General features: G+C 66.1%; 23 protein-coding genes. 11 read left to right on the top strand and 12 right to left on the bottom strand.

Going from position 1 to position 22,652, the window contains the following annotated elements; translation table 11 throughout:
* The 3 genes from QX108_RS01845 to QX108_RS01855 all read right to left on the bottom strand — a co-directional run bounded on the left by QX108_RS01845 (position 1) and on the right by QX108_RS01855 (position 2,606).
* Positions 1-1,869, bottom strand: coding sequence for an ABC-F family ATP-binding cassette domain-containing protein (locus QX108_RS01845; protein WP_315779194.1), 1,869 nt, complete (start codon positions 1,867-1,869; stop codon positions 1-3).
* A gap of 66 nt (positions 1,870-1,935) precedes the next feature.
* Entirely contained in the window at positions 1,936-2,121 is a 186-nt protein-coding gene (locus QX108_RS01850) for a hypothetical protein (protein WP_315779192.1), read from the bottom strand.
* Between the two features lie 200 nt (positions 2,122-2,321).
* The gene (locus tag QX108_RS01855; RefSeq protein ID WP_172109330.1) at positions 2,322-2,606 is read right to left on the bottom strand and encodes a sulfur globule protein precursor; all 285 of its coding nucleotides are present in this window, start codon (positions 2,604-2,606) and stop codon (positions 2,322-2,324) included.
* A gap of 284 nt (positions 2,607-2,890) precedes the next feature.
* Between QX108_RS01855 and ndk the strand changes: the two genes are divergently transcribed.
* The 3 genes from ndk (at position 2,891) to QX108_RS01870 (ending at position 5,041) form a co-directional block, all read left to right on the top strand.
* A complete protein-coding gene (gene ndk / locus QX108_RS01860) occupies positions 2,891-3,313 on the top strand; it encodes a nucleoside-diphosphate kinase (protein WP_011926284.1) in 423 nt (140 codons plus the stop codon).
* A gap of 85 nt (positions 3,314-3,398) precedes the next feature.
* Complete coding sequence (locus QX108_RS01865) at positions 3,399-4,262, top strand: TerC family protein (RefSeq protein WP_315779190.1); 864 nt, start codon at positions 3,399-3,401, stop codon at positions 4,260-4,262.
* Between the two features lie 356 nt (positions 4,263-4,618).
* Positions 4,619-5,041 carry a globin family protein gene (locus QX108_RS01870; RefSeq protein ID WP_172131969.1) on the top strand — a complete coding sequence of 141 codons (423 nt, stop codon included), beginning with the start codon at positions 4,619-4,621 and terminating at the stop codon, positions 5,039-5,041.
* Between the two features lie 92 nt (positions 5,042-5,133).
* On the opposite strand, the gene ppx is transcribed toward QX108_RS01870, so the two are convergent.
* From ppx to QX108_RS01890, 4 genes are all read right to left on the bottom strand, one after another.
* Entirely contained in the window at positions 5,134-6,633 is a 1,500-nt protein-coding gene (gene ppx / locus QX108_RS01875) for an exopolyphosphatase (RefSeq protein WP_315779187.1), read from the bottom strand.
* Between the two features lie 27 nt (positions 6,634-6,660).
* Positions 6,661-8,856, bottom strand: a complete 2,196-nt coding sequence (locus QX108_RS01880) for an RNA degradosome polyphosphate kinase (RefSeq protein ID WP_315779185.1) — start codon at positions 8,854-8,856, stop codon at positions 6,661-6,663.
* Positions 8,857-8,995: 139 nt separating this feature from the next.
* The gene (locus tag QX108_RS01885) at positions 8,996-9,673 is read right to left on the bottom strand and encodes a DnaA ATPase domain-containing protein (protein WP_315779183.1); all 678 of its coding nucleotides are present in this window, start codon (positions 9,671-9,673) and stop codon (positions 8,996-8,998) included.
* A 59-nt stretch (positions 9,674-9,732) separates the two neighbouring features.
* Positions 9,733-10,287: a CDP-alcohol phosphatidyltransferase family protein gene (locus tag QX108_RS01890; protein ID WP_315779181.1), complete on the bottom strand. Its 555-nt coding sequence runs from the start codon at positions 10,285-10,287 to the stop codon at positions 9,733-9,735.
* A gap of 156 nt (positions 10,288-10,443) precedes the next feature.
* Here QX108_RS01890 and purM point away from each other — a divergent pair, with 156 nt between their 5' ends.
* The gene (gene purM / locus QX108_RS01895) at positions 10,444-11,517 is read left to right on the top strand and encodes a phosphoribosylformylglycinamidine cyclo-ligase (RefSeq protein WP_315719880.1); all 1,074 of its coding nucleotides are present in this window, start codon (positions 10,444-10,446) and stop codon (positions 11,515-11,517) included.
* Positions 11,518-11,530: 13 nt separating this feature from the next.
* Positions 11,531-12,184, top strand: a complete 654-nt coding sequence (gene purN, locus QX108_RS01900) for a phosphoribosylglycinamide formyltransferase (RefSeq protein WP_315719881.1) — start codon at positions 11,531-11,533, stop codon at positions 12,182-12,184.
* Positions 12,185-12,388: 204 nt separating this feature from the next.
* Here purN and QX108_RS01905 read toward each other — a convergent pair whose 3' ends face one another.
* Positions 12,389-12,598, bottom strand: coding sequence for a cold-shock protein (locus QX108_RS01905; protein WP_008961173.1), 210 nt, complete (start codon positions 12,596-12,598; stop codon positions 12,389-12,391).
* A gap of 361 nt (positions 12,599-12,959) precedes the next feature.
* Between QX108_RS01905 and QX108_RS01910 the strand changes: the two genes are divergently transcribed.
* Complete coding sequence (locus QX108_RS01910; protein WP_315779178.1) at positions 12,960-14,111, top strand: autotransporter outer membrane beta-barrel domain-containing protein; 1,152 nt, start codon at positions 12,960-12,962, stop codon at positions 14,109-14,111.
* On the opposite strand, the gene QX108_RS01915 is transcribed toward QX108_RS01910, so the two are convergent.
* On the bottom strand, positions 14,101-15,159 hold the full coding sequence (locus tag QX108_RS01915) for a LysR family transcriptional regulator (RefSeq protein ID WP_172131963.1): 1,059 nt from the start codon (positions 15,157-15,159) through the stop codon (positions 14,101-14,103). The genes QX108_RS01910 and QX108_RS01915 overlap by 11 nt on opposite strands.
* A 55-nt stretch (positions 15,160-15,214) precedes the next feature.
* Between QX108_RS01915 and QX108_RS01920 the strand changes: the two genes are divergently transcribed.
* From QX108_RS01920 to QX108_RS01930, 3 genes are read left to right on the top strand one after another with little or no spacing between them, the layout of a single operon-like run.
* Positions 15,215-15,856, top strand: coding sequence for a hypothetical protein (locus QX108_RS01920; protein WP_172131962.1), 642 nt, complete (start codon positions 15,215-15,217; stop codon positions 15,854-15,856).
* Entirely contained in the window at positions 15,843-16,466 is a 624-nt protein-coding gene (locus QX108_RS01925) for a GNAT family N-acetyltransferase (protein ID WP_172131961.1), read from the top strand. Before QX108_RS01920 ends, QX108_RS01925 begins: the two co-directional genes overlap by 14 nt.
* Entirely contained in the window at positions 16,466-17,044 is a 579-nt protein-coding gene (locus tag QX108_RS01930; RefSeq protein WP_315719883.1) for an isochorismatase family protein, read from the top strand. The genes QX108_RS01925 and QX108_RS01930 overlap by 1 nt, the downstream gene beginning before the upstream one ends.
* Positions 17,045-17,065: 21 nt before the next feature.
* Here the strand turns inward: QX108_RS01930 and QX108_RS01935 are convergent, their stop codons facing one another.
* The gene (locus QX108_RS01935; RefSeq protein WP_315719884.1) at positions 17,066-17,242 is read right to left on the bottom strand and encodes a hypothetical protein; all 177 of its coding nucleotides are present in this window, start codon (positions 17,240-17,242) and stop codon (positions 17,066-17,068) included.
* 29 nt (positions 17,243-17,271) lie between these two features.
* On the opposite strand from QX108_RS01935, the gene QX108_RS01940 reads away from it, so the two are divergent.
* Entirely contained in the window at positions 17,272-17,439 is a 168-nt protein-coding gene (locus QX108_RS01940) for a hypothetical protein (protein ID WP_172109316.1), read from the top strand.
* Between the two features lie 86 nt (positions 17,440-17,525).
* Here the strand turns inward: QX108_RS01940 and rnd are convergent, their stop codons facing one another.
* Positions 17,526-18,674 (bottom strand): ribonuclease D, encoded by a 1,149-nt coding sequence (gene rnd, locus QX108_RS01945; protein ID WP_315719885.1) that lies wholly within the window; start codon positions 18,672-18,674, stop codon positions 17,526-17,528.
* A gap of 399 nt (positions 18,675-19,073) precedes the next feature.
* The gene (locus tag QX108_RS01950; protein ID WP_315779174.1) at positions 19,074-20,549 is read right to left on the bottom strand and encodes a protein adenylyltransferase SelO; all 1,476 of its coding nucleotides are present in this window, start codon (positions 20,547-20,549) and stop codon (positions 19,074-19,076) included.
* A gap of 254 nt (positions 20,550-20,803) precedes the next feature.
* Between QX108_RS01950 and aspS the strand changes: the two genes are divergently transcribed.
* Positions 20,804-22,576, top strand: a complete 1,773-nt coding sequence (aspS, locus tag QX108_RS01955) for an aspartate--tRNA ligase (protein WP_315779172.1) — start codon at positions 20,804-20,806, stop codon at positions 22,574-22,576.
* Positions 22,577-22,652: the final 76 nt, after the last annotated feature.

A 22,652-nucleotide genomic window follows, 5' to 3' on the forward strand; every position in this document is an offset into this window, starting at 1 on the left:
TCAACCGGCGACCTCGTCATACAGCGTGCTGGCCTCCAGCCACTGCTCCTCGGCTCGCGCCAGCGCATCGGCGGCATTGGCTCGCGCCTTCGACAATTGCGCCGCCTGCTTCGGATCGCGCGTGAAGATGTCGGGCAGCGACAACGCGCCGTCGATCTTGGCGATGATCTCGGTGATGCGGGCAATCTCGGCCTCGGCGGCCGTGATCTTCTGCTTCAGTGCGCCGCGCCGGTTGTCGGCGCGCGGCCGCTCCGTCTTCTCGGTCACCTGTGCGCGGTCCGTCTCACGCGCGGCGGCGCCGCTGCGCGAGGACAGAATCATGCGCCTGTAATCGTCGAGATCACCGTCATAGGTCTTGACGGTCTTGTCGGCGACCACCCACAGCCGGTCGGCGCACGCCTCGATCAGGTAGCGATCGTGCGACACCATGATCACCGCGCCCGGAAATTCGTTGATCGCTTCTGCCAGCGCGGCGCGGCTGTCGATGTCGAGATGGTTGGTCGGCTCGTCCAGGATGATCATGTTCGGGCCGAAGAACGTGGCGAGGCCGAGCAGCAGTCGCGCCTTCTCGCCGCCCGACAGGCTCTTCACCAGCGTATCCGCAGCCTTGCCGGAGAAGCCGATCGCACCGGCGCGCGCGCGCACCTTGGACTCCGGCGCCTCGGCCATCAATTTGCGGACATGCGTGTAGGGCGAGCCGGTCTCGTCGAGCTCGTCGAGCTGATGCTGGGCGAAATAGGCGATGGAGAGCTTGTCGGCGCGCGTGACCTTGCCGGAGAACGGCGCGAGGCGTCCGGCAAGCAGCTTCACCAGCGTCGACTTGCCGTTGCCGTTCGAGCCGAGCAGCGCGACACGATCGTCATTGTCGATGCGCAAGGTGACGCGGTTGAGCACGGGCTGCGCGGGATCGTAGCCGACCGAGGCGTTGTCGACAGCGATGATCGGCGGCGACAGCAATCGCTCCGGGGCGGGGAAAGTGATCTCGCGCACGTCCTGGGTGACGAGCGCGGCGATCGGTTTCATCCGCTCCAGCATCTTGACGCGGGATTGCGCCTGGCGTGCCTTCGAGGCCTTGGCCTTGAAGCGCTCGACGAAGGCCTGTAGCCGGGCGCGCTCGGCCTCCTGGCGCTTGACCGCCTTGGCGTCGAGCATCTCGCGCGTGGCGCGCTGCTCTTCGAACGAGGAATAGCCGCCGCGATAGAGCGTCAGCTTGCCCCGGTCCAGATGCAGGATCTGGTCGACCGAGGTCTCCAGCAGGTCGCGGTCGTGGCTGATCACGATCACCGTGCGCGGGTAATGCGCCAGATGATCCTCGAGCCACAGCGTGCCTTCGAGGTCGAGATAGTTGGTCGGCTCGTCCAGCAGCAGCAGGTCGGGCGCGGCGAACAGGGTGGCGGCGAGCGCGACGCGCATGCGCCAGCCGCCGGAGAATTCCGAGCAGGCGCGGGCCTGGTCGGCGGCGGAGAAGCCGAGGCCGCTGAGAATGGCGGCGGCGCGCGCCGGCGCCGAGTGCGCGTCGATGTCGACGAGGCGGGTCTGGATTTCGGCGATCCGGTCCGGGTCGTCAGCCGTCTCGGACTCGCGCAACAGCGCATCACGCTCTAGATCGGCCCGCAGCACCACCTCGATCAGGCTTTCGGGCCCGCTGGGGGCCTCCTGGGCCAGGCTGCCGACGCGCCACCGCGGCGGCAGGCTGATGCTGCCGCTCTCCAGCGACAGTTCGCCGCGGATGGCTTTGAACAGCGTCGATTTGCCGGTGCCGTTGCGGCCGACCAGGCCGACGCGCGCGCCGGGCGGAATCTGCACCGTGCTCTGGTCGATGAGCAGCCGTCCGGCGAGACGGATGGAGATGTCGGTGAAGGAAAGCATTCGCGCCTTGTCACCGCGCGCGCGGCCAAACGCAACCGCTTTGTCGCCGTTTCAGGCGCAGCGGCCTTAATCGAAGCGCGCGAGCGGCTCATCGCGCTTACGCAACTCGTTCATGAGGTGCGCCAGCGGATCGGGCAGATGAGAGTCGTCGGGCGGCAGACTGCGCTGCAGCCGTTCGCCCACGGCATCGCAGATCGACCGGCTGGTCTTGCGATCGAGCGCCTCGCTGAAATCGGCGGTGCGGCCAGTCATGACGGAGTTCCACGAGCAGTTGCAATACGATGTCGTATCAAGTCGTGGGTGGCCGATTTGTTTCCGGTCTGCTGCCGGAATGCACCGGATTGAGTTGAAAATGCATGAAAAAAGCCCCGGCGTGGGGGAACGCCGGGGCGATGCGAGTTCGGAGCGGCGGGGGGCGGGTGCCGCGCCGAGGCTCGTATCAGAGGCTCAAATCAGTAGCAGCGGTTGATCCAGCGCCAGCGCGGTCCCCACGGGGTCGGAACGACGCGGCGGACGTAGCAGCCGCCATAGCCGTAGCTGTAGGCCGGGCCGCCGACGAAGAAGCGGGGGCCGTAGAACGGACGGTGCCAGCCGCCATGCCAGCCCCCGCCATGATGCCAGCCGCCGCCATGGTGCCAGCCGCCGCCATGCCATCCTGCCGATGCGGCGGTCGGGGCGAGGGCGGCTGTGCCCAGGGCAATTGCGGCCGCCGCGGTGAGGGAGAGTTTGCGCAACATGATCGTCTCCTGGATGACAGCGCTGTGGCGCCGAAATTGTCCGACGGATGAGGCTGGGAGAAGGCGGCCAGCGGAAGGCGGCTGGTTCATCCTCGCCCGATACCGATCACCTTAGACCACGGCAGCTGAACGCTGGTCGCACGGCGCCTTCAGACTATGTTCAGAATCGTGAAATTGTCGTAAGGCGTCGCGCCTCCGGCAGGGGCCCGGTCGCTTGCCGTCGGCCAATCGCGTCGATATAAGCCCGCAACTCACCCAAATCCCGCATCTCCAAGGACGATATCATGGCGATTGAGCGCACCTTTTCCATCATCAAGCCCGACGCGACCGAGCGGAATCTGACCGGCGCGATCAACGCGCTGATCGAGAAGGCCGGCCTGCGCATCGTGGCCCAGAAGCGGATCCGCATGACCCGCGACCAGGCCGAGACCTTCTACGCCGTGCACAAGGCGCGGCCGTTCTTCGGCGAGCTGGTCGACTTCATGATCTCCGGCCCCGTCGTGGTCCAGGTGCTGGAAGGCGAGGGCGCCATCCTGAAGTACCGTGACGTGATGGGCGCGACGGACCCGTCCAAGGCGGCCGAAGGCACCATCCGCAAGGCGCATGCGAAGTCGATCGGCGAGAATTCCGTGCACGGCTCGGACGCGCCGGAGACCGCCGCGATCGAGATCGCGCAGTTCTTCGCCGGCAACGAGATCGTCGGCTGAGCGGGTTCGCTGCGGCGAGGCCCAAGCTTCGCCGCAGCATCGCCCGCATGCGAAATCCCGTCGAACGCATCTGAAAGGTCTGGCCGTGAACTGGCTATCGCAGCTTGCTGATCCCGCCACTTACGGCCATTTGCTCGCTCAATTCGAAGCCGACCTGCACAGCCCGGGCTTCTGGCTCGCGCTCGGCAAGATCGTCTGGATCAACGTGTTGTTGTCGGGTGACAACGCGCTGGTGATTGCGCTCGCCTGCCGCGGCCTGCACGGCAAGCATCGCGTCTGGGGCATGGTGGCCGGCTCCGGCATCGCCGTTGCGCTGCGCATCGCGTTCACCGGCATCGTCGCCACCCTGATGGCGCTGCCTTATCTGAAGCTGATCGGCGGCCTGGCGCTGCTGGTGATCGCTGCCAAGCTGCTGGTGCCCGAGGACGAGAACGACGACATCGCCGCCGGCACCACGCTCTGGCACGCGGTGCGCATCGTCGCGCTCGCCGACCTCGTGATGAGCCTCGACAACGTGATCGCGGTGGCAGCCGCCGCCAACGGCCAGGCCTCGCTGCTGATCATCGGCCTTGCCATGAGCATCCCGTTGATCATCGCGGGCGCCGCGCTGATCATGCTCGTGCTCGACCGTTTTCCGCTCTTGGTCTGGCTCGGCGCCATGCTGCTCGGTTGGGTCGCCGGCGAGGTGATCGCGACCGATCCGGCCATCGAGCCGATGCTGCACCATCTCCTCGACGGCACCGTGGTCATCAACGTCGAGGCAGCCTCGGGTCTGTTCGCGGGCAAGACGCATCTCTCGAGCCATGTCGACGTCATGGAGACGCTGATGTCGCTGCTCGGTGCCGCGGTCGTGCTGGTCACCGGCTCGATCTGGCGCCGTCGCGCCCTGGAGCACCAGGCCAAGGACGAACTCGAGGCGGTGCCCGCGCGCGGCGTCAACCTGCCGTAGCTGATCCGCCGCGGTTCAGACTTCTCATGCTGCGTCGGTCGCGGCCGCTCGTCACATGAGCGGTCCGCCCGGTCTGCGTCTCAATCAGCCTTTGCGCTGGTCGTGATGATCGAGCCGAGTGATGGCCGCGAAGCGCTGCCGTGAGCAGACCCGGCACCAGCTCTCTCGCGGCCGGACCTGCGTGCCGCATCTTTCCCGATGTCGATACGGCTGCGGCAAGGTGCCGCGCTTCGGGCAAATACCGTAGGGTCGGTTGTCAGCTCCTCGTAGTCTTGAACCACAATGGGCCGCGGCGACACCACCACGTCGTACTCATTCCTCGCTGCTGATTTGCACGCCTTGAACCGGACTTGAGAATGTTGACTGCAGAGGAGATCGGTCACGTCAGATCGTCGTTCGACATGGTGTTTGCCAATGCCTCTGACATGACGACGACGTTTTACAACCGTGTTTTCGAGCTCGCCCCGGAATGCCGCCCGATGTTTCGCGACGACATGGACGTGCTCAAGCGCGACTTCATCGCAACGCTGGCCGTGCTCGTCGGCAGTCTCGACCAGATGACGGGATTGATGTCGAGCACCGACATTCTCGGCCGCAACCATGCGCGCTACGGCGTGAAGCCGGAGCACTATCCCGTGGTCGGCGAAGCGCTGTTGTGGACGCTGGCCAGGGGGCTTGGCCCGCAATGGAGCGACGAGGTGGAGCAGGCCTGGCGCAAGGTCTACGGCATCATCGCGCAACGCATGATCGCGATCTCTGCGCGGGCGCCGCGGCCCTGATCCCGCTCAAGCAGGCGGAACGCTTGCGGGGGCCGCCTCGCGATTCCTGCCGTGTCGTGCAGATCGTTGGCGAACGCCTCGAACATGGCCGCTCAGTTCAGCACCACGGAGCCCGAACGCCCGACCAGCCGCGCAAGCTGCTTGAAGCGGCCGCCGACGCGGTCGGCGACGAGGTCGACCAGATGATGCTCGAACACCAGCATCAGCTTGCGGTCCTGGGTGCGGAAATGCGTGGCGGGCAGCACGCCCGGCCGCGCGGCCGAGATCAGATGCGCGACGCGGAAGGCGGTGCCGAGCAGACGCGCGCGATCGATCTGCGCCGGGCTCAGCTGCTCGGTGAGGGCGGGCGCCGCGGCCTCGTCGCCCAGGCCCTCGTAGCGAAAGAACACCGACAGCGCCGCGAAGATGCGGCCCTCATGGCTGATCGAGCCGAAATTGCCGTTGAGGATGATGCCGTAGGTCTGCTCGCCGCGATGATCCGGATGCATCCGCCAGCCAATGTCGGACATCAGGCAGGCGGCATGGCGCAGCCTTCGCTCCTCCTCGGTCTCGCGGATATGCACCACGCGGAACAGCCGGTCGGTCCAGTCGATCAGCTCGCGCGCATGCTGGGCGGAGCGCGACAGCAGCTCGTTCAGCCCTTGCGCTGCAGAGAGCAGGCCGTCCTTGGCGCGCTCGGCATCGGGAAGCTTGGAGTACAGCAGGCCCTCGCGCACGCCGAAGGTCGAGAACACCACGGTGGTCGGCTTGGCAACGCGGATGATGTGCTCGAGCACGAGAGCGGCATAGGCGAGCAGGGGGCGCCGGGCTTCGGCGATCGCCTCGATGTCGGCCAGCATGTCGGCGGCGACGAGCCGGCGCAGGCGGCGCACGAAGGCGAGGGCATCGGTCGCGGGGATCGCATAGCCGTGCATGACGCCGAGCGGATAGCCGCTCTGGATGATGTGAATGCGGGCCAGCGCGCGCCAGGTCCCGCCCACGGCGTAGAAGGTGCGGCCCTCGCCGGTCAGCAGCTGCGGCAGATCGGTCAGCGCCTCGCTGGCGATCCGCTGCGCCTTCTTCAGCGACTTCTCTGCCAGATCCTGCAGCGCCAGGCTGCCGAGCGGCAGGGTGACCCCGCTGCGCACCTGGTGGCCGCGGACGTCGATCAGCTCCAGCGAGCCGCCGCCGAGATCGCCGACGATGCCGTCGGGCTTGTGAATGCCGGAGATGACGCCGAGCGCCGAATAGCGGGCTTCCTCGGGCCCGGTGAGGATCTGGATCGGCGCGCCGCAGATCTTCTCCGCCTTGGCGATGAAGTCGGGGCCGTTCGAGGCGTCGCGGCAGGCGGCGGTCGCGATGGCGTAGACGCTGCCGACCTGCTGCACCTTGCACAGCGCGCGAAAGCGCTTCAGCGCGGTCAGCGCCTTGTCGACGGCATCGGTCGCCAGCAGGCCCGTGGTCTGGACCTCGCGGCCCAGCCCGCACAGCGCCTTCTCGTTGAACACGGTGACGAGGCTGCGCTCCATCGCCTGGTAGACGACGAGGCGGACCGAGTTCGAGCCGATGTCGATGACGCCAACGCTGGCCGCCTTGGCAGCGGGCCGTCTCACCGCGGCGTCCTCTGACGAGCGTCGCCGCTACGAAGAGTTGCGTTCGTTCCGGCGCGTGAGCCGGCGCGGCGATGATTCCTTGAGCGACTTTCCACGGCCGGACAGACTCGGATTCGTCATGAAGTAATTGTGCAGGTTGAACGGCTCCTCGCCCTTCGCGGCCTTCATACGCGTTGACGACCCATCCGGCAACAATTGCCAGCTCTGCTCGGTATCCTTCAGATTGGCGACCATGATCTGCTCCAGAACCTGCTGATGCACGGTCGGATTCTGCAGCGGGCACAGCACCTCGACACGGCGGTCGAGATTGCGCGGCATCATGTCGGCCGAGGAGATGTAGACGGCGGCCTTGGCGCTCGGCAGGCCCTGACCCATACCAAAGCAGTAGATGCGGCCGTGCTCGAGGAAGCGGCCGATCACCGATTTGACGCGGATGTTGTCGGAGAGTCCGGGAATGCCCGGACGCAGGCAGCAGATGCCGCGCACGATCAGCTCGATCGACACGCCGGCCTGCGAGGCCTCGTACAGCGCGTCGATGATGTCGGGATCGACCAGCGAATTCATCTTCATCCAGATCACGGCCGGCTTGCCCTGGCGAGCGAAGCTGGTCTCGCCCTGGATGTGCTCGATCATGCGCTTGCGAAGCGTGAGCGGCGAGACCGCCATCTTCTCGATGTCGATCGGCTCGGCATAGCCGGTGATGTAGTTGAACACCCGCGTGACGTCGCGGCCGATCACCGGGTCGGACGTGAAGTAGGACAGGTCGGTGTAGATGCGTGCCGTCACCGGGTGATAGTTGCCGGTGCCGGTGTGCACATAGGTCGTGAGGCTTCCGCCCTCGCGGCGCACGACCATCGACAGCTTGGCATGCGTCTTCAGCTCGAGGAATCCGTAGACGACCTGCACGCCGGCGCGCTCCAGATCGCGAGCCCAGCGGATATTGGCCTCCTCGTCGAACCGCGCTTTGAGCTCGACCAGCGCGGTCACCGACTTGCCGGCTTCGGCGGCTTCGACGAGCGTGCGGACGATCGGCGAGTTGTTGGAGGTGCGATACAGCGTCTGCTTGATGGCGACGACATCGGGATCGCGCGCCGCCTGCTGCAGGAACTGAACGACGACATCGAAGGATTCGTAGGGGTGATGGACGATCAGGTCCTTCTGCCGGATGGCGGCGAAGATGTCGCCGCCATGGTCACGGACGCGCTCCGGATGGCGCGGCACGTAAGGCGCGAATTCGAGGTCGGGACGGTCGACCCGCGTCAGCTGCGACAGCTCGTTCATCGCCAGCACGCCGTCGACGACGAACACCTCGTCGTCGGTCGTGGACAGCGCATTCTGCACGAAGCGGCGCAGCTCCTCCGGCATGTTGGCCTCGATCTCGAGCCGGATCACCGAGCCGCGGCGGCGCCGCTTCAGTGCCGTCTCGAACAGCCGCACCAGGTCCTCGGCCTCTTCCTCGATTTCGATCTCGCTGTCGCGGATGATGCGGAAGGCGCCCTGGCCCTTGACGGTATAGCCCGGGAACAGCCGGCCGATGAACAGGCCGGTGGCCTGCTCCAGCGTGATCAGGCGGATCGCGCCGTCCTTGGCGCCGGGGAAGCGGATGAAGCGGTCGATCTTGCCGGGCATGCGGATCAGCGCATTCATCGGCCGACCGTCGGCGGTGCGCGTCAGCTGCAGCGCGACGGTGAAGCCGAGGCTCGGGATGAACGGGAACGGATGCGCCGGATCGATCGCGAGCGGCGTCAGCAGCGGGAAGATGTTGGCGAGGAAATGGTCCTCGATCCAGACCCGCTCGCTCTTGCTGACGTCCTGGCCGTCGACCAGCACGATGCCGAGTTCGGCGAGAAATTTGCGCAGGTCGCGCCATATCGCCTGCTGGTCGATGGCGAGCTGGGAGACGGTCTCGTTGATCAGCTTCAGCTGCTCGGTCGGCGTCAGCCCGTCCGGGCTGCGCTCGGCGATGCCCTCGCGCACCTGGGCGCGGATGCCGGCGACGCGGACCATGAAGAATTCATCGAGATTGTTGGCGGAAATCGACAGGAAGCGCACCCGCTCCAGCGCCGGATGGCGCGGATTGACCGACTCCTCGAGCACGCGGCGGTTGAAATGCAGCCAGGATAGCTCCCGATTGATGAAGCGCTCGGGACTCGACGCGATCTGCAGCGGCGCCGCCACAGCCGGCTCTTTCGAAACGATCTCAGAAACTTGTTCGGTATCCATCAGAAATTCGATCCATATCCGATCACGGCATCAAATCAGGGCGCTCACCCTCGACCGTAGCCCACTCTGGGTGACCAGGGGATGACGTTCCCGGCACCATTGAGGTTCCCCGGCGGACCGGCGTCAAGATGGCCGCCCGTCACACCGGGCGCAGCAGCTCGGCGGCCAGTGCGCGGGTGACCGGTCGGCCGAGCCTCAACGACTCATTGTCCAGCAGCGCGATGGTCTCGCGGGCTGCAGCGTAGGATCGCTCGATCCGGGTGGCGAGGTAGCTGACGACCGTTTCGTCGATCGCCAGTTGCCGGTCCGCGGCCAGCTTGACGATCAGGGCGCGGAACAGCTGGTCGTCCGGTGGCAACAGCGTGACCACGGGAACGGCGCGCAGCCGCGATCTCAGATCGGCGAGCCCGATCGGCAGCGCCGCCGGCGCCTCCCGCGCCGTGACCAGGATGTAGGCCTCGTCCTGACGCGCCAGGTTCAGCAGGTGGAACAGCGCCCGCTCGTCGAGATCGGTCGCCGTCAGATCCTGCAGCACCAGGGCCCCCGTGGCGAGCGCCCCGGGCACGGTGCTCGCCTCCAGCGCATGCGCCGACAGCGAGCGGGCGCCGGAGCGCTCGGCCCAGATCGCCGCCAGATGACTTTTGCCCGAGCCGTCGGGGCCGACGAGGAACATGGTCCGCGCGGGCCATTCCGGCCAGGCATCGACCAGCGCGAGCCCCGCCGCATTGCCCGGCCCCTCGAAGAAATTGTCCCGCGTCAGGCTCTCCGCATGCGGCAGCGCGAGCGCCAATTGACGAGGGGGGATATGGCCGGCCAAGGTTGACGTGCTCCGTGTCGTGTCGTCGGCGGGGGCGGTACAGGGCCTGCCTGGCGGGCTCATCGCACTTCGATCGTGTTCATGTGGCGCACCCATTCGACGAGATACAGCCCGACCGATACGAGGGTAAAGACCGTCACGAGCACCATCAGCACGACATCGTAGGGCCTGGGCTCGAAGCCGAACGCGAGCGCGGCCAGCACCAGCCCTGCGAATCCGACCTGCGCGGCGGTATTCAGCTTCGAGACCATCAATGGCTTCATTGCGACGGGCCGGTCGAACAGCCAGGAGACGATCACGGCGGCGACGATCATGATGTCGCGCGACACCACCAGGATCACGATCCAGCGCGGGATGGCCCCCCAAATGCCGAGGGTGACGAAGATCGACACCAGCAGCGCCTTGTCGGCGAGCGGGTCGAGCAGGGCGCCGAGCTCGGAGCGCAGGTTGAAGCGCTTGGCCAGAAAACCGTCCACCGCGTCGCTCACGCCGGCGACGACGAACACCATGAACGCGATTTCCATCTCGCCGGCCGCGATCGCCCAGACGACGATCGGAACCAGCAGGATTCGGCCGAGTGTAATGAGATTGGGGATAGAGTGGGGAATGGTCACACAGAACGTCCCGACGACAACTCGATCAAATCCAACCCGATTCCGAAGCGGGGCGAACCGGTCCGGTTCCTAGATAGTATGGGGACGAGCCCCTTGCGAGCCATTGCGCGCAGCCGGATTCCGACGTAACCAGCGGCCAGATTAGGGGTTTTGACCATGACCGAGCGCAAGAACGGGCTCACTTATGCAGATTCGGGCGTCGATATCGATGCCGGCAATCGTCTGGTCGATCTGATCAAGCCCATGGTGCGCGCCACCGCGCGCGCCGGCGCGGATGCCGAGATCGGCGGCTTTGGCGGCCTGTTCGACCTGAAGGCGGCCGGCTTCAAGGATCCGGTGCTGGTGGCGGCAACCGACGGGGTCGGCACCAAGGTGAAGATCGCGATCGAGACGGGGCTGCATGGCGGGATCGGCATCGATCTGGTCGCCATGTCGGTGAACGACCTGGTGGTGCAGGGCGCCGAGCCGCTGTTCTTCCTCGACTACTTTGCCTGCGGCAAGCTCGATCCCGAGGCGACCGCGTCGATCGTGGCAGGCGTCGCCGAGGGCTGCCGGGAGTCCGGCTGCGCCCTGATCGGCGGCGAGACCGCGGAGATGCCGGGCCTCTACAAGGATGGCGACTATGATCTCGCCGGCTTTGCGGTTGGCGCGGCCGAGCGTGGCACCCTGCTGCCGTCGCCGGACATTGCCGCTGGCGATGTGGTGCTGGGGCTCGCGTCGTCGGGGGTGCATTCGAACGGCTATTCGCTGGTGCGCAAGATCGTTGCCCGGTCTGGCCTCGGCTTCGATGCCCCGGCGCCGTTTGCGCCGGTCCTGACCCTGGGAGCCGCGCTGCTGACGCCGACCCGGCTCTACGTGAAATCCTGTCTGCGTGCGATCCGCGAGACCGGCGCGGTGAAGGGGCTGGCGCACATCACAGGCGGCGGCTTCACCGACAACATTCCGCGCGTGCTGCCGAAGCATCTCGGCGTCTCGATCGACCTGGCGCATCTGCCGGTGCTGCCGGTGTTCAAATGGCTGGCGGAGCAGGGTGGCATTGCCGAGCGCGAGCTGCTCCGCACCTTCAATTGCGGGATCGGCATGATCGTGATCGTTAAGGCCGAGGCCGTCGATGCCGTGACCGAGGTGTTCACCGCCAATGGCGAGCACGTCGCACGGCTCGGCGAGGTCGTTGCTGCCGCAGGCGAGGAGCGCGTGATCTATACCGGCGCGCTCGATTTGTCCCTGTGAGACGAGTGACGAGATGAAGCGCCGCGTCGCCATCCTGATTTCCGGCCGTGGGTCCAACATGGCCGCGCTGATCCGAGCGGCCACGCAGCCGGATTTTCCGGCCGAGATCGCCGTCGTCATGTCCAACCGCGCCGACGCCGCCGGTCTGCAAAAGGCGGCGGAGAGCGGCATCGCCGTCGAGGTCATCGAAAGCAAGCCGTTCGGCAAGGACCGGGCGGGCTTCGAAGCCAAGCTGCAGGCGGCGCTGGATGCGCGGGGCGTCGAGATCATCTGCCTCGCAGGCTTCATGCGGCTATTCACGGCGGAGTTCGTCCAGCACTGGTATGGCCGGATGCTGAACATCCATCCGTCACTGCTGCCGTCGTTCCCAGGCCTCGATCCGCACGGCCAGGCGCTGCGCGCCGGCGTGAAGCTGTCGGGTGCGACCGTGCATTTCGTCATCCCAGAGACGGATGCGGGACCGATCGTCATGCAGGGCGCTGTGGTGGTCAGGGACGATGATACGCCGGAGACGCTGTCGCAGCGCATTCTCGGCGTCGAGCATCGGATCTATCCGGAGGCGCTCAAGCTGCTCGCAAGGGACCAGGTGCGGCTGGAAGGCGATCTGTGCCGGACGTCGGCGACGGAGCAGGCGGAGCAGGCGCTGATCTGGCCGATGGTCTCGTAGTTGCTCTACGTGGTGTGTGTTTCTCTCTATCTGAGACGGTTCTCTCCGCAGACGCAGTTGTGCATCGTCATCGCTGAGGCTGCGTCCTGACAAAAAAATCCCCGGCGAGGCCGGGGGTGCATCAAAAGCTGACGAAGTCTGGTGATCCGCGTAGCAAGCCTTGCGCGGAGTTCGTTAGCTGCGGCGCTTCCGCCGCACATTGGCTCACGAGAGCTTCAGGTTCTCCGCCGACGTCTTTCCCCGGCTCTCCACGAGATCGTATTCGATCGGCTGGTTTTCGTTGAGCGTGGTCAGCCCCGCGCGCTCCACGGCCGAGATGTGGACGAACACGTCCTTGTCCCCGCCGGTCGGTTTGATGAAGCCATACCCCTTGGTCGGGTTGAACCATTTCACGCTGCCTTTGTAGGTCGGCATCGCCGTCTCCTCGTCTAGACGAAAAAAAGACGCGGTCACGCTCTCGCGTGCCACGCCACAAGCGGGCTTTCCGAAGTCTGTTGGATTTTCGAATTCACGAAACGCACAGTCGAACGGCCAAATCCGATTGTTGCTGGGATTGCAACACGATTTCTCATCGATATCAAGTTGGGGCGCGAGATGAGAACGCGTCGCGGAGTCGCGGCTGCAGGAGCCCGTCACGGCCGTCGTTGTGGCGTTGGAACCACAATTCGTCGGACGCGGGCTTGGCGAAGCCGATCGCGATTGACCGCGCTCGGGAACTACAGGCAAATCGTTCGGCCACATTTAGACAGATTTGAGCGGACGGCGGACAGAGCCGATGCGGGGACCATTTCAGCTTGGACGGGACGGACGACCGTGCACCGGCGCGCTCGTCGCCGTGTCGTTCGTTGCTGCGCTCGCCGCCGGTTGTCTGGCGACGAGCGCGACTGATGCCGCGAGCCTTCCGAGCGTCGCCGCAAGTCCAACACCAGCTCCGACGCCCAGCCCTTCGCCGAGCCCGGTTCCGAGTGCCGTCAGTTCCGATCTCTCATCCGGACGAACGGTGCTCGACCTCGGGTCGAGTTTCCTCGAACGGCTCGGCAATCAGGCGACGTTTGGCGGCAGCCGGCTGCAGCGAAGCAATCCCGGTGGCGGCGGTGCCTCCGAGGCGTCGGAGCAGCCCCGGTTCCGAAGCTGGGCCGAAGCCTATGGCGTGACGGCTCGTTCCAACGCCCAAGGTGACTTCGTGGGCGACAAGAGGGTGACGTGGGGCGGCGTTGCCGGTATCGGCATGCGGCTCGCACCCGGTGTCAACGTCGGGCTGTCGATCGACCAGAGCCGGACCCGAGTCGACGTGCCGCTGGCGCTGCAGTCGGCAGCGCTGGACCTGACCCAGCTCGGATTCAACGCTTCCGTCGACCACGGCCCGTGGACCTGGGCGATTGCCATCGTCCACGGCTTCGGCGGCATCAATGCGCGGCGCGATACCATCCTCGGTGCGACGACCTCCGTCTATGGCGCCCACATCACGGGGGTGCTGAGCGAGCTCGACTACTACTGGAGCTTCGGCGAGAGCCGCGTGGTTCCGAAGCTCGCCTTCGAATATGCGCGCGCCACGACCGCGGCATTCCAGGAAGCCGGCGGACTCGACCCGCTGTCGGTCAGCGGCACGTCGCTGGAGCGCGGCCGTGTCCTGGTCGGCGCCGAGGTCGGCCGCTATTTCGTCGTCGACGGCAGGATTCTGGATCTCTCCGCCTACGGCAAGTTCGTCGACAACTTCGCGCAGAATCTCGGCGCGGTCACCGTCAGCCTCGGCGCGCAGAGCATCACCCTGCAGGGGCTCGGCGAAGGACGCTATGGCGCCGACGCCGGCGCGGCACTGTCACTCTCCCTGAGCAGCACGGCACGCCTCTACCTGAACTACGATGCCAAGCTGCGCTCGGCGCTGCAGTCGCATCAGGGCACGCTGGGCGTCGAGCTCAAATGGTAGGCGATCCGACCGGCCTCGGTGCCACATAGTCGTTGAAGCCGACGACGTGGCGCGCCTCGGCCATCATCGGCACGAGATCGAGGGGGTGGATGAAATCATCGCGGAAGCAGGCGTGAACTTTCGGATCGAAGATGCGCTTGAGCCAGTCGATGACCACCTTGTGTCGATCGGAGCTGCGAAACTCCTTGTGATAGGTCAGCCACAGATCCATGTGGTAGTTGATGCCGAGATCGACCGGAACCAGCGGCGCGCCCAGCGCGACCGCAGATGTCGGAAGAAAGCCGATGCCGGCGCCGCGCTCGACCGCGTAGAGCACCGCCACGCTGGAATTGGTGGAGATGCCGACGATGCCTTCGAGCGATTCCAATCCGAGGATGCGCGCATAGCCGGTCTCGTCGAGCTGCACGCCGTGCTGCTTGATGATGCGGTGGTTCCTGAGGTCCGCCAATGAGGCCGGCAGGCCATGAGCCTCGCGATAGGATTCCGACACGAAGCCGTAGATGTGCAGCCGGCCGAGCTTGGTGACGATCACGTCCGGATTGGTTGGCCGCTCGAACTGGATCGAGATGTCCGCCTCGAGCCGTGAGACATCGGCCTGCTGCATGGCGCAGCTCAGATCGACGGTGATCCTGCGATAGGTCTTCTGAAAATCGATCAGCCGCGGCAGCACCCAGAAATTGCCGGGGCCTTCGGTCACGGCGACTCGCACCGATCCTTGCGTGTCGGTCGACAACGAGGCGCGGCGGAAGATGTTGAAGCTCAGCCGCTCCATCTGCTCGACGTCGAACAGCAGCGACCGGCCCTCGTCGGTCAGCGAAAGTCCGGACTGATCGCGGATGAAGAGCTTGCACCCCAGCTCGTCCTCGAGCCGGTCGATCTTGCGCATCAGCGTGGTGCCGGTCAGTCCGAGAACCTCCGCCGCGTTCCTGAAGCTCTTGTGCCGCGTGCAAAGGAGAAATGCTCTTAAATCTTCCCACGAGGCATTAAGCGTTTCGTCAGATTTCCCGCGCTGCGTAGATGCAGCACCCCGATGCAAATGTTGCCGCATACACTCCAGCCCCGACAAGTATGATGACGTCATCAAAGCCAAGCTGGAAACATAGATGCAGAACCTGCAGCGCGGAAGCACAGAATTCACAGTGCGACATCAGCTCGACGCATTGCCCTGCACTGATCTGATCACCGCGCAGGCGGTCACCTCCGATCGGCTCGGCGAGCTCGCGGCGCTGGCGCGGCGCGAGATCCCGGGCGTGCGCGCCTCCGAGGCGGAGCTTGCCGAGTTCTTGCGGCACGATCCGGACTCGATCTTCGTGCTCTGTCGCGGCCGAGCCCTGCTGGGCGGCATCGCGTTCCTTTATCTGAACTGTGCGGGCCTGGATGCGCTGCTGCTCGACGAATTCCATTTGAACGATCCGCCGCGCCGATATCTGGCGCGGCCAGGCGAGGAGGTCGCGGCCATCTACGTCTGGGCGCTGGTGGCGCAGGGACGAGGCGCGATCGGGCTCGGCAATGTCGCGCAGACGCTGCGCGGACCGCGGTACCATGCAGCCGACTACTACGCCCAGCCCTCGAGCCCGGAGGGGCGCGCGTTCCTCGGCGCGCTTGGGTTCGCGCCGGTTGCGAGCTTTCAGCCGGACCTCTGGTGGTATCAGCGGCCTTGGAACCGGCTGCCCGACATGATCGCGCCTTCCATTCAATCGACCACGAATTGCGAAAAGGGGAGTCTTGCGGATGCACGGCATTAGTTCAGTCAGGACGACGAAGTCTGGCCCACGCACGATCACGGTGCGCATCGCGCGAGATCCGAACGATTTGATGCTCGTCACGGCGATCCGGTCGGCGGTCTATCTGACCGAGCAGGATTGTCCGATGGAGGAGGAGTTCGACGGGAACGATCTCGTCGCGGCGCATTTCCTCGGCTTCGTCGGCAAGGAACCGGCCGGCTGCGTGCGCGTGCGCTTCTTCGGCGAGTTCGCCAAGGTCGAGCGTCTCGCGGTCCGTCATCAATATCGGCGGTCGCGGCTGTCGTTCAAGCTGGTGCGGGAGGCGCTCGACTACTGCAGGCGCAAGGGCTTCAAGAAGGCCTACGGCCACGCGCAGGATCGCCTGGTGGATTTCTGGGCACATTTCGGCGCCAAGCCGCTCGGTCACAACCGCAAGCTCACCTTCTCGGATTTCTCCTACACCGAGATGGTGCTGGATCTCGAGCCGTGCGACGACGCGATCACGCTCGACAGCGATCCCTACATGATCATCCGGCCCGAGGGCGATTGGGATCGGCCGGGCGTGCTCGATCTGTCTGCCGGGCGGCCGGCGTCCTCGCCTCTGCGCGATTTTGCTGCAGCGAGACCGTGATGGGGAACCGCGATCTGTTCGGCGCGACCGAGACGGATCCGCCGGTTCTGGTGTGTGCCGACCTGCAGTGCGAGTATCTCACTGAAGGACGCAAGCACCTGATCGCCGACGGCGACGCCACCATGGCGCGCTGCCGGCAGTTGATCGCGTTGTGGCGGGACAATCTCTGGCCCGTCATCCATCTCAAGCGGATCGCGCAGGCGGCCTGGTTCAATCCGGCTTCGAACCTCACCAACTGGCTCGACGACTTCAAGCCGAAGCCGGGAGAGATCGCCTTCGAGCACCCGCTGCCGTCGGCCTACAGCTCGGCGCGGTTCGCCGACTACATGTCGAACATGCGCAGCATCCGCTGCGTCGTGCTCGGCTTCTCGCTGGACGAGACCATCCTCTCGACCGTCGTCGACGGCTATCATCGCAGCCACCGCTATCAGGTGATCGGGGATGCGGTGGCCTGCCGTCAGGCGTGCGTCGGTGACGTTGTCTCTTACAAGCTGGTCGTCACCCGGGTGATCAGCAATTTTGCCGGCGTGGTCGACAGCGCCGAGCTGATGGCCGCGAGCGGCCGGCTGGCGGTCTGAACGGCAGGAGCTCGGCTGGCGTCAGCCGCCGGCGAGCCGTTCAGCCAGCTCGATGACCATGCGGCGATCGGACGGGTTGCTGATCTTGTTGAATGCAACGACCAGGCGCAGCGCCTCGACGACGTGCAAATCAACAGGATTTTCGCTGAGCAGCCGCAGCAGCTTCTGTTCCGGCGGCTCGCAATCGTCTTTGCTCACACGGGCAGCTCCAGCACCGAGACCATGACATGACCCGAGAGGAAGAGCTCAAAGAGCTGGCGAGCAGCCTCCAGGCGGCCATTGCGAAGGCGCGCCAGCTCGACCTGCCGACCAGCGCCTATATCCTTTCGTTGGCTCTGGTCGAGGTGTCCCAGACAATCGCGGCAGAGTTGAGGGGGCCGTCCGATTCCAAATAAGGTGGGCCGACCGTGGCCGCTTGCCACGCGGTCCGCAATCAACTGGGTAAACGCCCCGGAGGGGACGTCGGGACCGGTGCGGCCGCTCAGGCCCGGTCGACCCTGACGACGCGGCCCTTGTCGATGGCGAGCGCCAGCTTGCCGTGCTTCAGCGCCAGCGCCGCCTCGCCGAACAGCTCGCGGCGCCAGCCCTGCAGCGCAGCGACGTCGGCATTGTCGTCCGCCGCGATCTGCTCGAGATCATCCACGGTGGCGATGACCTTGCTGGCCACCGCGTGACGCTCCGAGGTCATGCGCAGCAGCACCTTGAGCAGCTCGACGATCGCGGCGCCGTTGGAGTTGTTGCGCGGCTTCTCCAGCTTGGGCAAGGCCGCGAGATCGCGGGCCAGCCCGCGCTGCACGGCGGCGACGATGTCCGAGCCCCATTTGGAGCGCTCGAAGCCCTTCGGCAGCGAGCGCAGATTGCCGAGCTTCTCGATCGAGGTCGGCGCGTGGGTGGCGATATCGCCGACGGCATCGTCCTTCATGACGCGGCTGCGCGGGACGTCGCGGCTCTGCGCCTCCTGCTCGCGCCAGGCGGCGACCTCGATCAGCACCGCGAGCTCCTTCGGCTTGCGGACGCGGGTCTTCAGCCGCTCCCAGGCGCGCTCGGGGTGGAAGTCGTAGGTCTTCGGCGAGGTCAGGATTTCCATCTCCTCGCTGACCCAGTCGCTGCGGCCGCGCTTCTTCAGGTCGGCGTCGAGCGCGGCGAACACGTCGCGCAGATGGGTGACGTCGGCCTCGGCGTAATGCGCCTGCTCTTTGGTCAGCGGCCGGCGCGACCAGTCGGTGAAGCGGTGGGTCTTGTCGGGTCGGTGGCCGGTGATGCGCTCGACCAGCTGGTCGTAGGCGATGCTGTCGCCGTACCCCAGCACCATCGCGGCGACCTGGGTGTCGAAGATCGGATGCGGGACGATGCCGGCCCGGTGCCAGATGATCTCGATGTCCTGGCGGGCGGCGTGGAAGACCTTCAGGACCTTCTCATTGGCCATCAGCTCGAAGAACGCCTTGAGATCGATGCCCTCGGCGAGCGCGTCGATGACCACGGCTTCGTCCGGGCTCGCCATCTGCACGACGCAGAGCAGGGGGTAGTAGGTGGTTTCCCGCAGGAACTCGGTATCGACAGTGATGACCGGGTGCTGGGCGAGGCGGGCGCAGGCGGCTGCGAGGTCCGCGGTGGTCGTGATCAAGTCCATGAACGATCCATGACGAGGCTCTTACGCCGTCGTCCGAAAACGCTGACAAGTCAAGGGTGTCGGCAAAGGGTACGAGACGAAATTCATCTCCGCTTGTCGGCCCAATCCGTCCCGAACGCAAGCGCCGCGGTGTCAGTCGATCGCTCTATGGTTGATGATGACCCGGTCCGGAGGCCGGTCAGTGGTGCCTGACGCGGCCCGAGGGCCGCCGCCCGGAGGGCACCGCGAGCACGATGAGGCACAGCGCGATCATCGCCAGACCCATGAATTCGAACACCAGCGCGTCCACGTCTCAGACCTCCCCGACAATTCGCTTCAACTTGTCGGGGCTGCGTTGATCGTTTCTTAAGGACCCCAGCGCGGTGCCGGCGATGGTGGACGGGGAGTTAAGACTGCGTGTCAGGTGCCGCAGAAGGTCTGCAGCACGCGCTCTTCCGGCTGCGGCGGCAAGGCATAATCGGTCCGCTCCGGCTGGTCCTCGTAGGGCTTGGCCAGCACCGCATGCAGCTCCTCGAACGGTTCGTAATCGTCGTTCTCGACCGCCGCGGTGATGACCGCCTCGATGCGGTGGTTGCGCGGGATGAAGGCCGGATTGACCTTGCGCATCGCCTCGCGCCGCTCGGCCGGGGTCTGCGGCTCCTGCGCCAGCCGCTGCTGCCAGCGGGCGGCCCATTCGTCGAACCCTGTGGGATCCTCGAACAGGACGCGGACCTCGCCGAGATCGCCGCTGCCGGCGGCGTCGCTGAGGCCGCGGAACGTCAGGGTGAAGTCGGCCTTGGCCGCGGCCATGGTGTCGAACAGCGCCTGCGCCAGCGGCTGGTCGCCTTCTGTCTGCGTGAACAGGCCGAGCTTGCGGCGCAGGCCCGTCTGGTGCGCCTCGGTGAACTGAGCCGCAAAACCGTCGAGCGCGGCCTCGGCCTGCTTGATCGTCTCGTCCCTGTCGTCGCCGAACAGCGGCAGCAGGCATTCGGCCAGCCGGGTCAGGTTCCACAGCGCGATGCGCGGCTGGTTGGCGAAGGCGTAGCGGCCGAACTCGTCGATCGAGGAGAACACCTGCTTCGGGTCATAGGCGTCCATGAAGGCGCAGGGGCCGTAATCGATGGTCTCGCCGGAGACGGAGGTGTTATCGGTATTCATGACGCCGTGGATGAAGCCGACCAGCAGCCAGTCGGCGATCAGCTTTGCCTGGCGCGAGATCACGGCGTCGAGCAGGGCGTGATACGGCCGCTCGGCGCCGGCGAGATCCGGATAGTGCCGGCCGATGACGTGGTCGGCGAGCCGGCGCACCGCCTCGGTGTCCTGGCGCGCGGCGAAATACTGGAACGTGCCGACGCGGATGTGGCTGGTGGCCACCCGCGTCAGCACGGCGCCGGGCAGGGCGATGCCGCGATTGACCTGCTCGCCGGTGACCACCGCCGCCAGTGACCTTGTGGTCGGGATGCCCAGCGCGGCCATCGCCTCGCTGACGATGTATTCGCGCAGCACCGGCCCGAGCGCCGCCCGGCCGTCGCCGCGGCGCGAGAACGGGGTCGGGCCGGAGCCCTTGAGCTGGATGTCCCGGCGGACGCCGTTGCGGTCGAAGACCTCGCCCAGCAGCACCGCCCGGCCGTCGCCGAGCTGCGGCACGAAATGCCCGAACTGGTGGCCGGCATAGGCCATCGCGATCGGCTCGGCTCCATCAGGCACGGTCTTGCCGGCCAGGATCGCGGCGCCCTCCGGCGTCTCCAGCTCCGCCGGGTTCAGCCCGAGATCCTCGGCCAGCGGCCGGTTGAGCTTGATCAGCCGCGGCGCGGCGACGGGGGTCGGCGCCACCCGGGCAAAGAAATTGTCCGGCAGCGTGGCGTAGGAGTTCTGGAAGGGGAAATGCACGGTCATACCTCCCAAGATAAGCGCGAGAACGCCGCTTTTCGAGCCCAAACGACGGCCAGATGAGCGTTTCAGCGCCAGCCCAATTCGGCGGCAGCGCCGGTGGTTGCAATCGCGGCCCAGGCTTCCAGCCTCTTGGCCGGAAAAGCCGTTCCTGCGGTTGCCGCGCCGGGGCGGCTCGGCTAAACCCTGCGCGCATTCGGCCATGCGCCTTCGCGGCTGCGCCGATTCCCTTTTCCTCACGCCGACCATTCAGGACGACCATGCATCGCTACCGGACCCATACCTGCGGCGCGCTCCGCGACAGCAACATCGGAGAGACGGTCCGGCTGTCCGGCTGGTGCCATCGCATCCGCGACCATGGCGGCGTGCTGTTCGTCGATCTGCGCGACCATTACGGCATCACCCAATGCGTCGTCGATCCCGACTCCAAGGCGTTCGGCCTCGCCGAGAAGCTGCGCTCGGAGTGGGTCGTGCGCATGGAAGGCAAGGTCCGCCGCCGCCCCGAGGGCACCGAGAACGCCGAGCTGCCGACCGGGCAGGTCGAGCTCTACGTCGCCGACATCGAGGTGCTCGGCCCCGCGGCCGAGCTGCCGCTGCCGGTGTTCGGCGAGCAGGACTATCCCGAGGACATCCGGCTGAAATACCGCTTCCTCGACCTGCGCCGCGACAGGCTGCACCAGAACATCATGACCCGCGGCGCGATCATCGATTCGATGCGCCGGCGGATGAAGGAGCAGGGCTTCTTCGAATTCCAGACGCCGATCCTGACCGCGTCCTCGCCGGAGGGCGCGCGCGACTTCCTGGTGCCCTCGCGCATCCATCCCGGCAAGTTCTACGCGCTGCCGCAGGCGCCGCAGCAGTACAAGCAGCTCTTGATGATGTCGGGCTTCGACCGCTACTTCCAGATCGCGCCGTGCTTCCGCGACGAGGACCCGCGCGCCGACCGCCTGCCCGGCGAGTTCTATCAGCTCGACGTCGAGATGAGCTTCGTCGAGCAGGAGGACGTGTTCGCGGCGATGGAGCCGGTCATCACCGGCGTGTTCGAGGATTTCGCCAAGGGCAAGCCGGTCACCAAGGGCTGGCCGCGTATTCCGTTTGCGGAAGCGCTGCGCAAATACGGCACCGACAAGCCCGACCTGCGCAATCCGCTCGAGATGCAGGACGTCTCCGAGCACTTCCGCGGCTCCGGCTTCAAGGTGTTCGCGCGCATGCTCGAGGACCCGAAGAATCAGGTCTGGGCAATCCCGGCGCCGGGTGGCGGCAGCCGTGCGTTCTGCGACCGCATGAACTCCTGGGCGCAGGGCGAAGGCCAGCCCGGCCTCGGCTACATCATGTGGCGCGAGGGCGGCGAGGGCGCAGGCCCGCTGGCCAACAACATCGGCCCGGAGCGGACGGCTGCGATCCGCAGCCAGCTCGGCACCAAGGAGGGCGATGCCGCCTTCTTCGTCGCCGGCGACCCCGACAAGTTCTGGAAGTTCGCGGGCCTCGCCCGCACCAAGGTCGGTGAGGAGCTGAACCTGATCGACAAGGACCGCTTCGCGCTGGCCTGGATCGTCGATTTCCCGATGTACGAGTACAACGAGGACGACAAGAAGGTCGACTTCTCGCATAACCCGTTCTCGATGCCGCAGGGCGGCCTCGAGGCGCTCACGACCAAGGACCCGCTGACCATCAAGGCGTTCCAGTACGACATCGCCTGCAACGGCTACGAGATCGCCTCCGGCGGCATCCGCAACCACAAGCCGGAAGCGATGGTGAAGGCGTTCGAGATCGCGGGCTATGGCGAGCAGGAGGTGGTCGACCGCTTCGGCGGCATGTACCGCGCCTTCCAGTACGGCGCCCCGCCGCATGGCGGCATGGCCGCCGGCGTCGACCGCATCGTGATGCTGCTGTGTGGCACCACCAATCTGCGCGAGATCTCGCTGTTCCCGATGAACCAGCAGGCCATGGACCTGCTGATGGGCGCGCCGTCGGAAGCCACCACCAAGCAGCTCCGCGAGCTGCACATCAAGACCAACCTGCCGGCCAAGTAGGTCGGCACGGCACGATCGACGCTTTACCAGGCGTCATTGCGAGCGAAGCGAAGTCATCCAGGGCGGCAAGCGCGCC

The organism is Bradyrhizobium sp. SZCCHNR1002, assembly GCF_032381435.1.
Classification (GTDB): Bacteria; Pseudomonadota; Alphaproteobacteria; order Rhizobiales; family Xanthobacteraceae; genus Bradyrhizobium; species Bradyrhizobium aeschynomenes.

Excerpts from the sequence above, each read along its gene's own strand:
- QX108_RS01845 (WP_315779194.1), bottom strand. The coding sequence starts at position 1,869 with ATGCTTTCCTTCACCGACATCTCCATCCGTCTCGCCGGACGGCTGCTC.
- QX108_RS01850 (WP_315779192.1), bottom strand. The coding sequence starts at position 2,121 with ATGACTGGCCGCACCGCCGATTTCAGCGAGGCGCTCGATCGCAAGACC.
- QX108_RS01855 (WP_172109330.1), bottom strand. The coding sequence starts at position 2,606 with ATGTTGCGCAAACTCTCCCTCACCGCGGCGGCCGCAATTGCCCTGGGC.
- ndk (WP_011926284.1), top strand. The coding sequence starts at position 2,891 with ATGGCGATTGAGCGCACCTTTTCCATCATCAAGCCCGACGCGACCGAG.
- QX108_RS01870 (WP_172131969.1), top strand. The coding sequence starts at position 4,619 with ATGTTGACTGCAGAGGAGATCGGTCACGTCAGATCGTCGTTCGACATG.
- QX108_RS01880 (WP_315779185.1), bottom strand. The coding sequence starts at position 8,856 with ATGGATACCGAACAAGTTTCTGAGATCGTTTCGAAAGAGCCGGCTGTG.
- purM (WP_315719880.1), top strand. The coding sequence starts at position 10,444 with ATGACCGAGCGCAAGAACGGGCTCACTTATGCAGATTCGGGCGTCGAT.
- purN (WP_315719881.1), top strand. The coding sequence starts at position 11,531 with ATGAAGCGCCGCGTCGCCATCCTGATTTCCGGCCGTGGGTCCAACATG.
- QX108_RS01905 (WP_008961173.1), bottom strand. The coding sequence starts at position 12,598 with ATGCCGACCTACAAAGGCAGCGTGAAATGGTTCAACCCGACCAAGGGG.
- QX108_RS01910 (WP_315779178.1), top strand. The coding sequence starts at position 12,960 with ATGCGGGGACCATTTCAGCTTGGACGGGACGGACGACCGTGCACCGGC.
- QX108_RS01915 (WP_172131963.1), bottom strand. The coding sequence starts at position 15,159 with ATGCGGCAACATTTGCATCGGGGTGCTGCATCTACGCAGCGCGGGAAA.
- QX108_RS01920 (WP_172131962.1), top strand. The coding sequence starts at position 15,215 with ATGCAGAACCTGCAGCGCGGAAGCACAGAATTCACAGTGCGACATCAG.
- QX108_RS01925 (WP_172131961.1), top strand. The coding sequence starts at position 15,843 with ATGCACGGCATTAGTTCAGTCAGGACGACGAAGTCTGGCCCACGCACG.
- QX108_RS01930 (WP_315719883.1), top strand. The coding sequence starts at position 16,466 with ATGGGGAACCGCGATCTGTTCGGCGCGACCGAGACGGATCCGCCGGTT.
- QX108_RS01940 (WP_172109316.1), top strand. The coding sequence starts at position 17,272 with ATGACCCGAGAGGAAGAGCTCAAAGAGCTGGCGAGCAGCCTCCAGGCG.
- rnd (WP_315719885.1), bottom strand. The coding sequence starts at position 18,674 with ATGGACTTGATCACGACCACCGCGGACCTCGCAGCCGCCTGCGCCCGC.
- QX108_RS01950 (WP_315779174.1), bottom strand. The coding sequence starts at position 20,549 with ATGACCGTGCATTTCCCCTTCCAGAACTCCTACGCCACGCTGCCGGAC.
- aspS (WP_315779172.1), top strand. The coding sequence starts at position 20,804 with ATGCATCGCTACCGGACCCATACCTGCGGCGCGCTCCGCGACAGCAAC.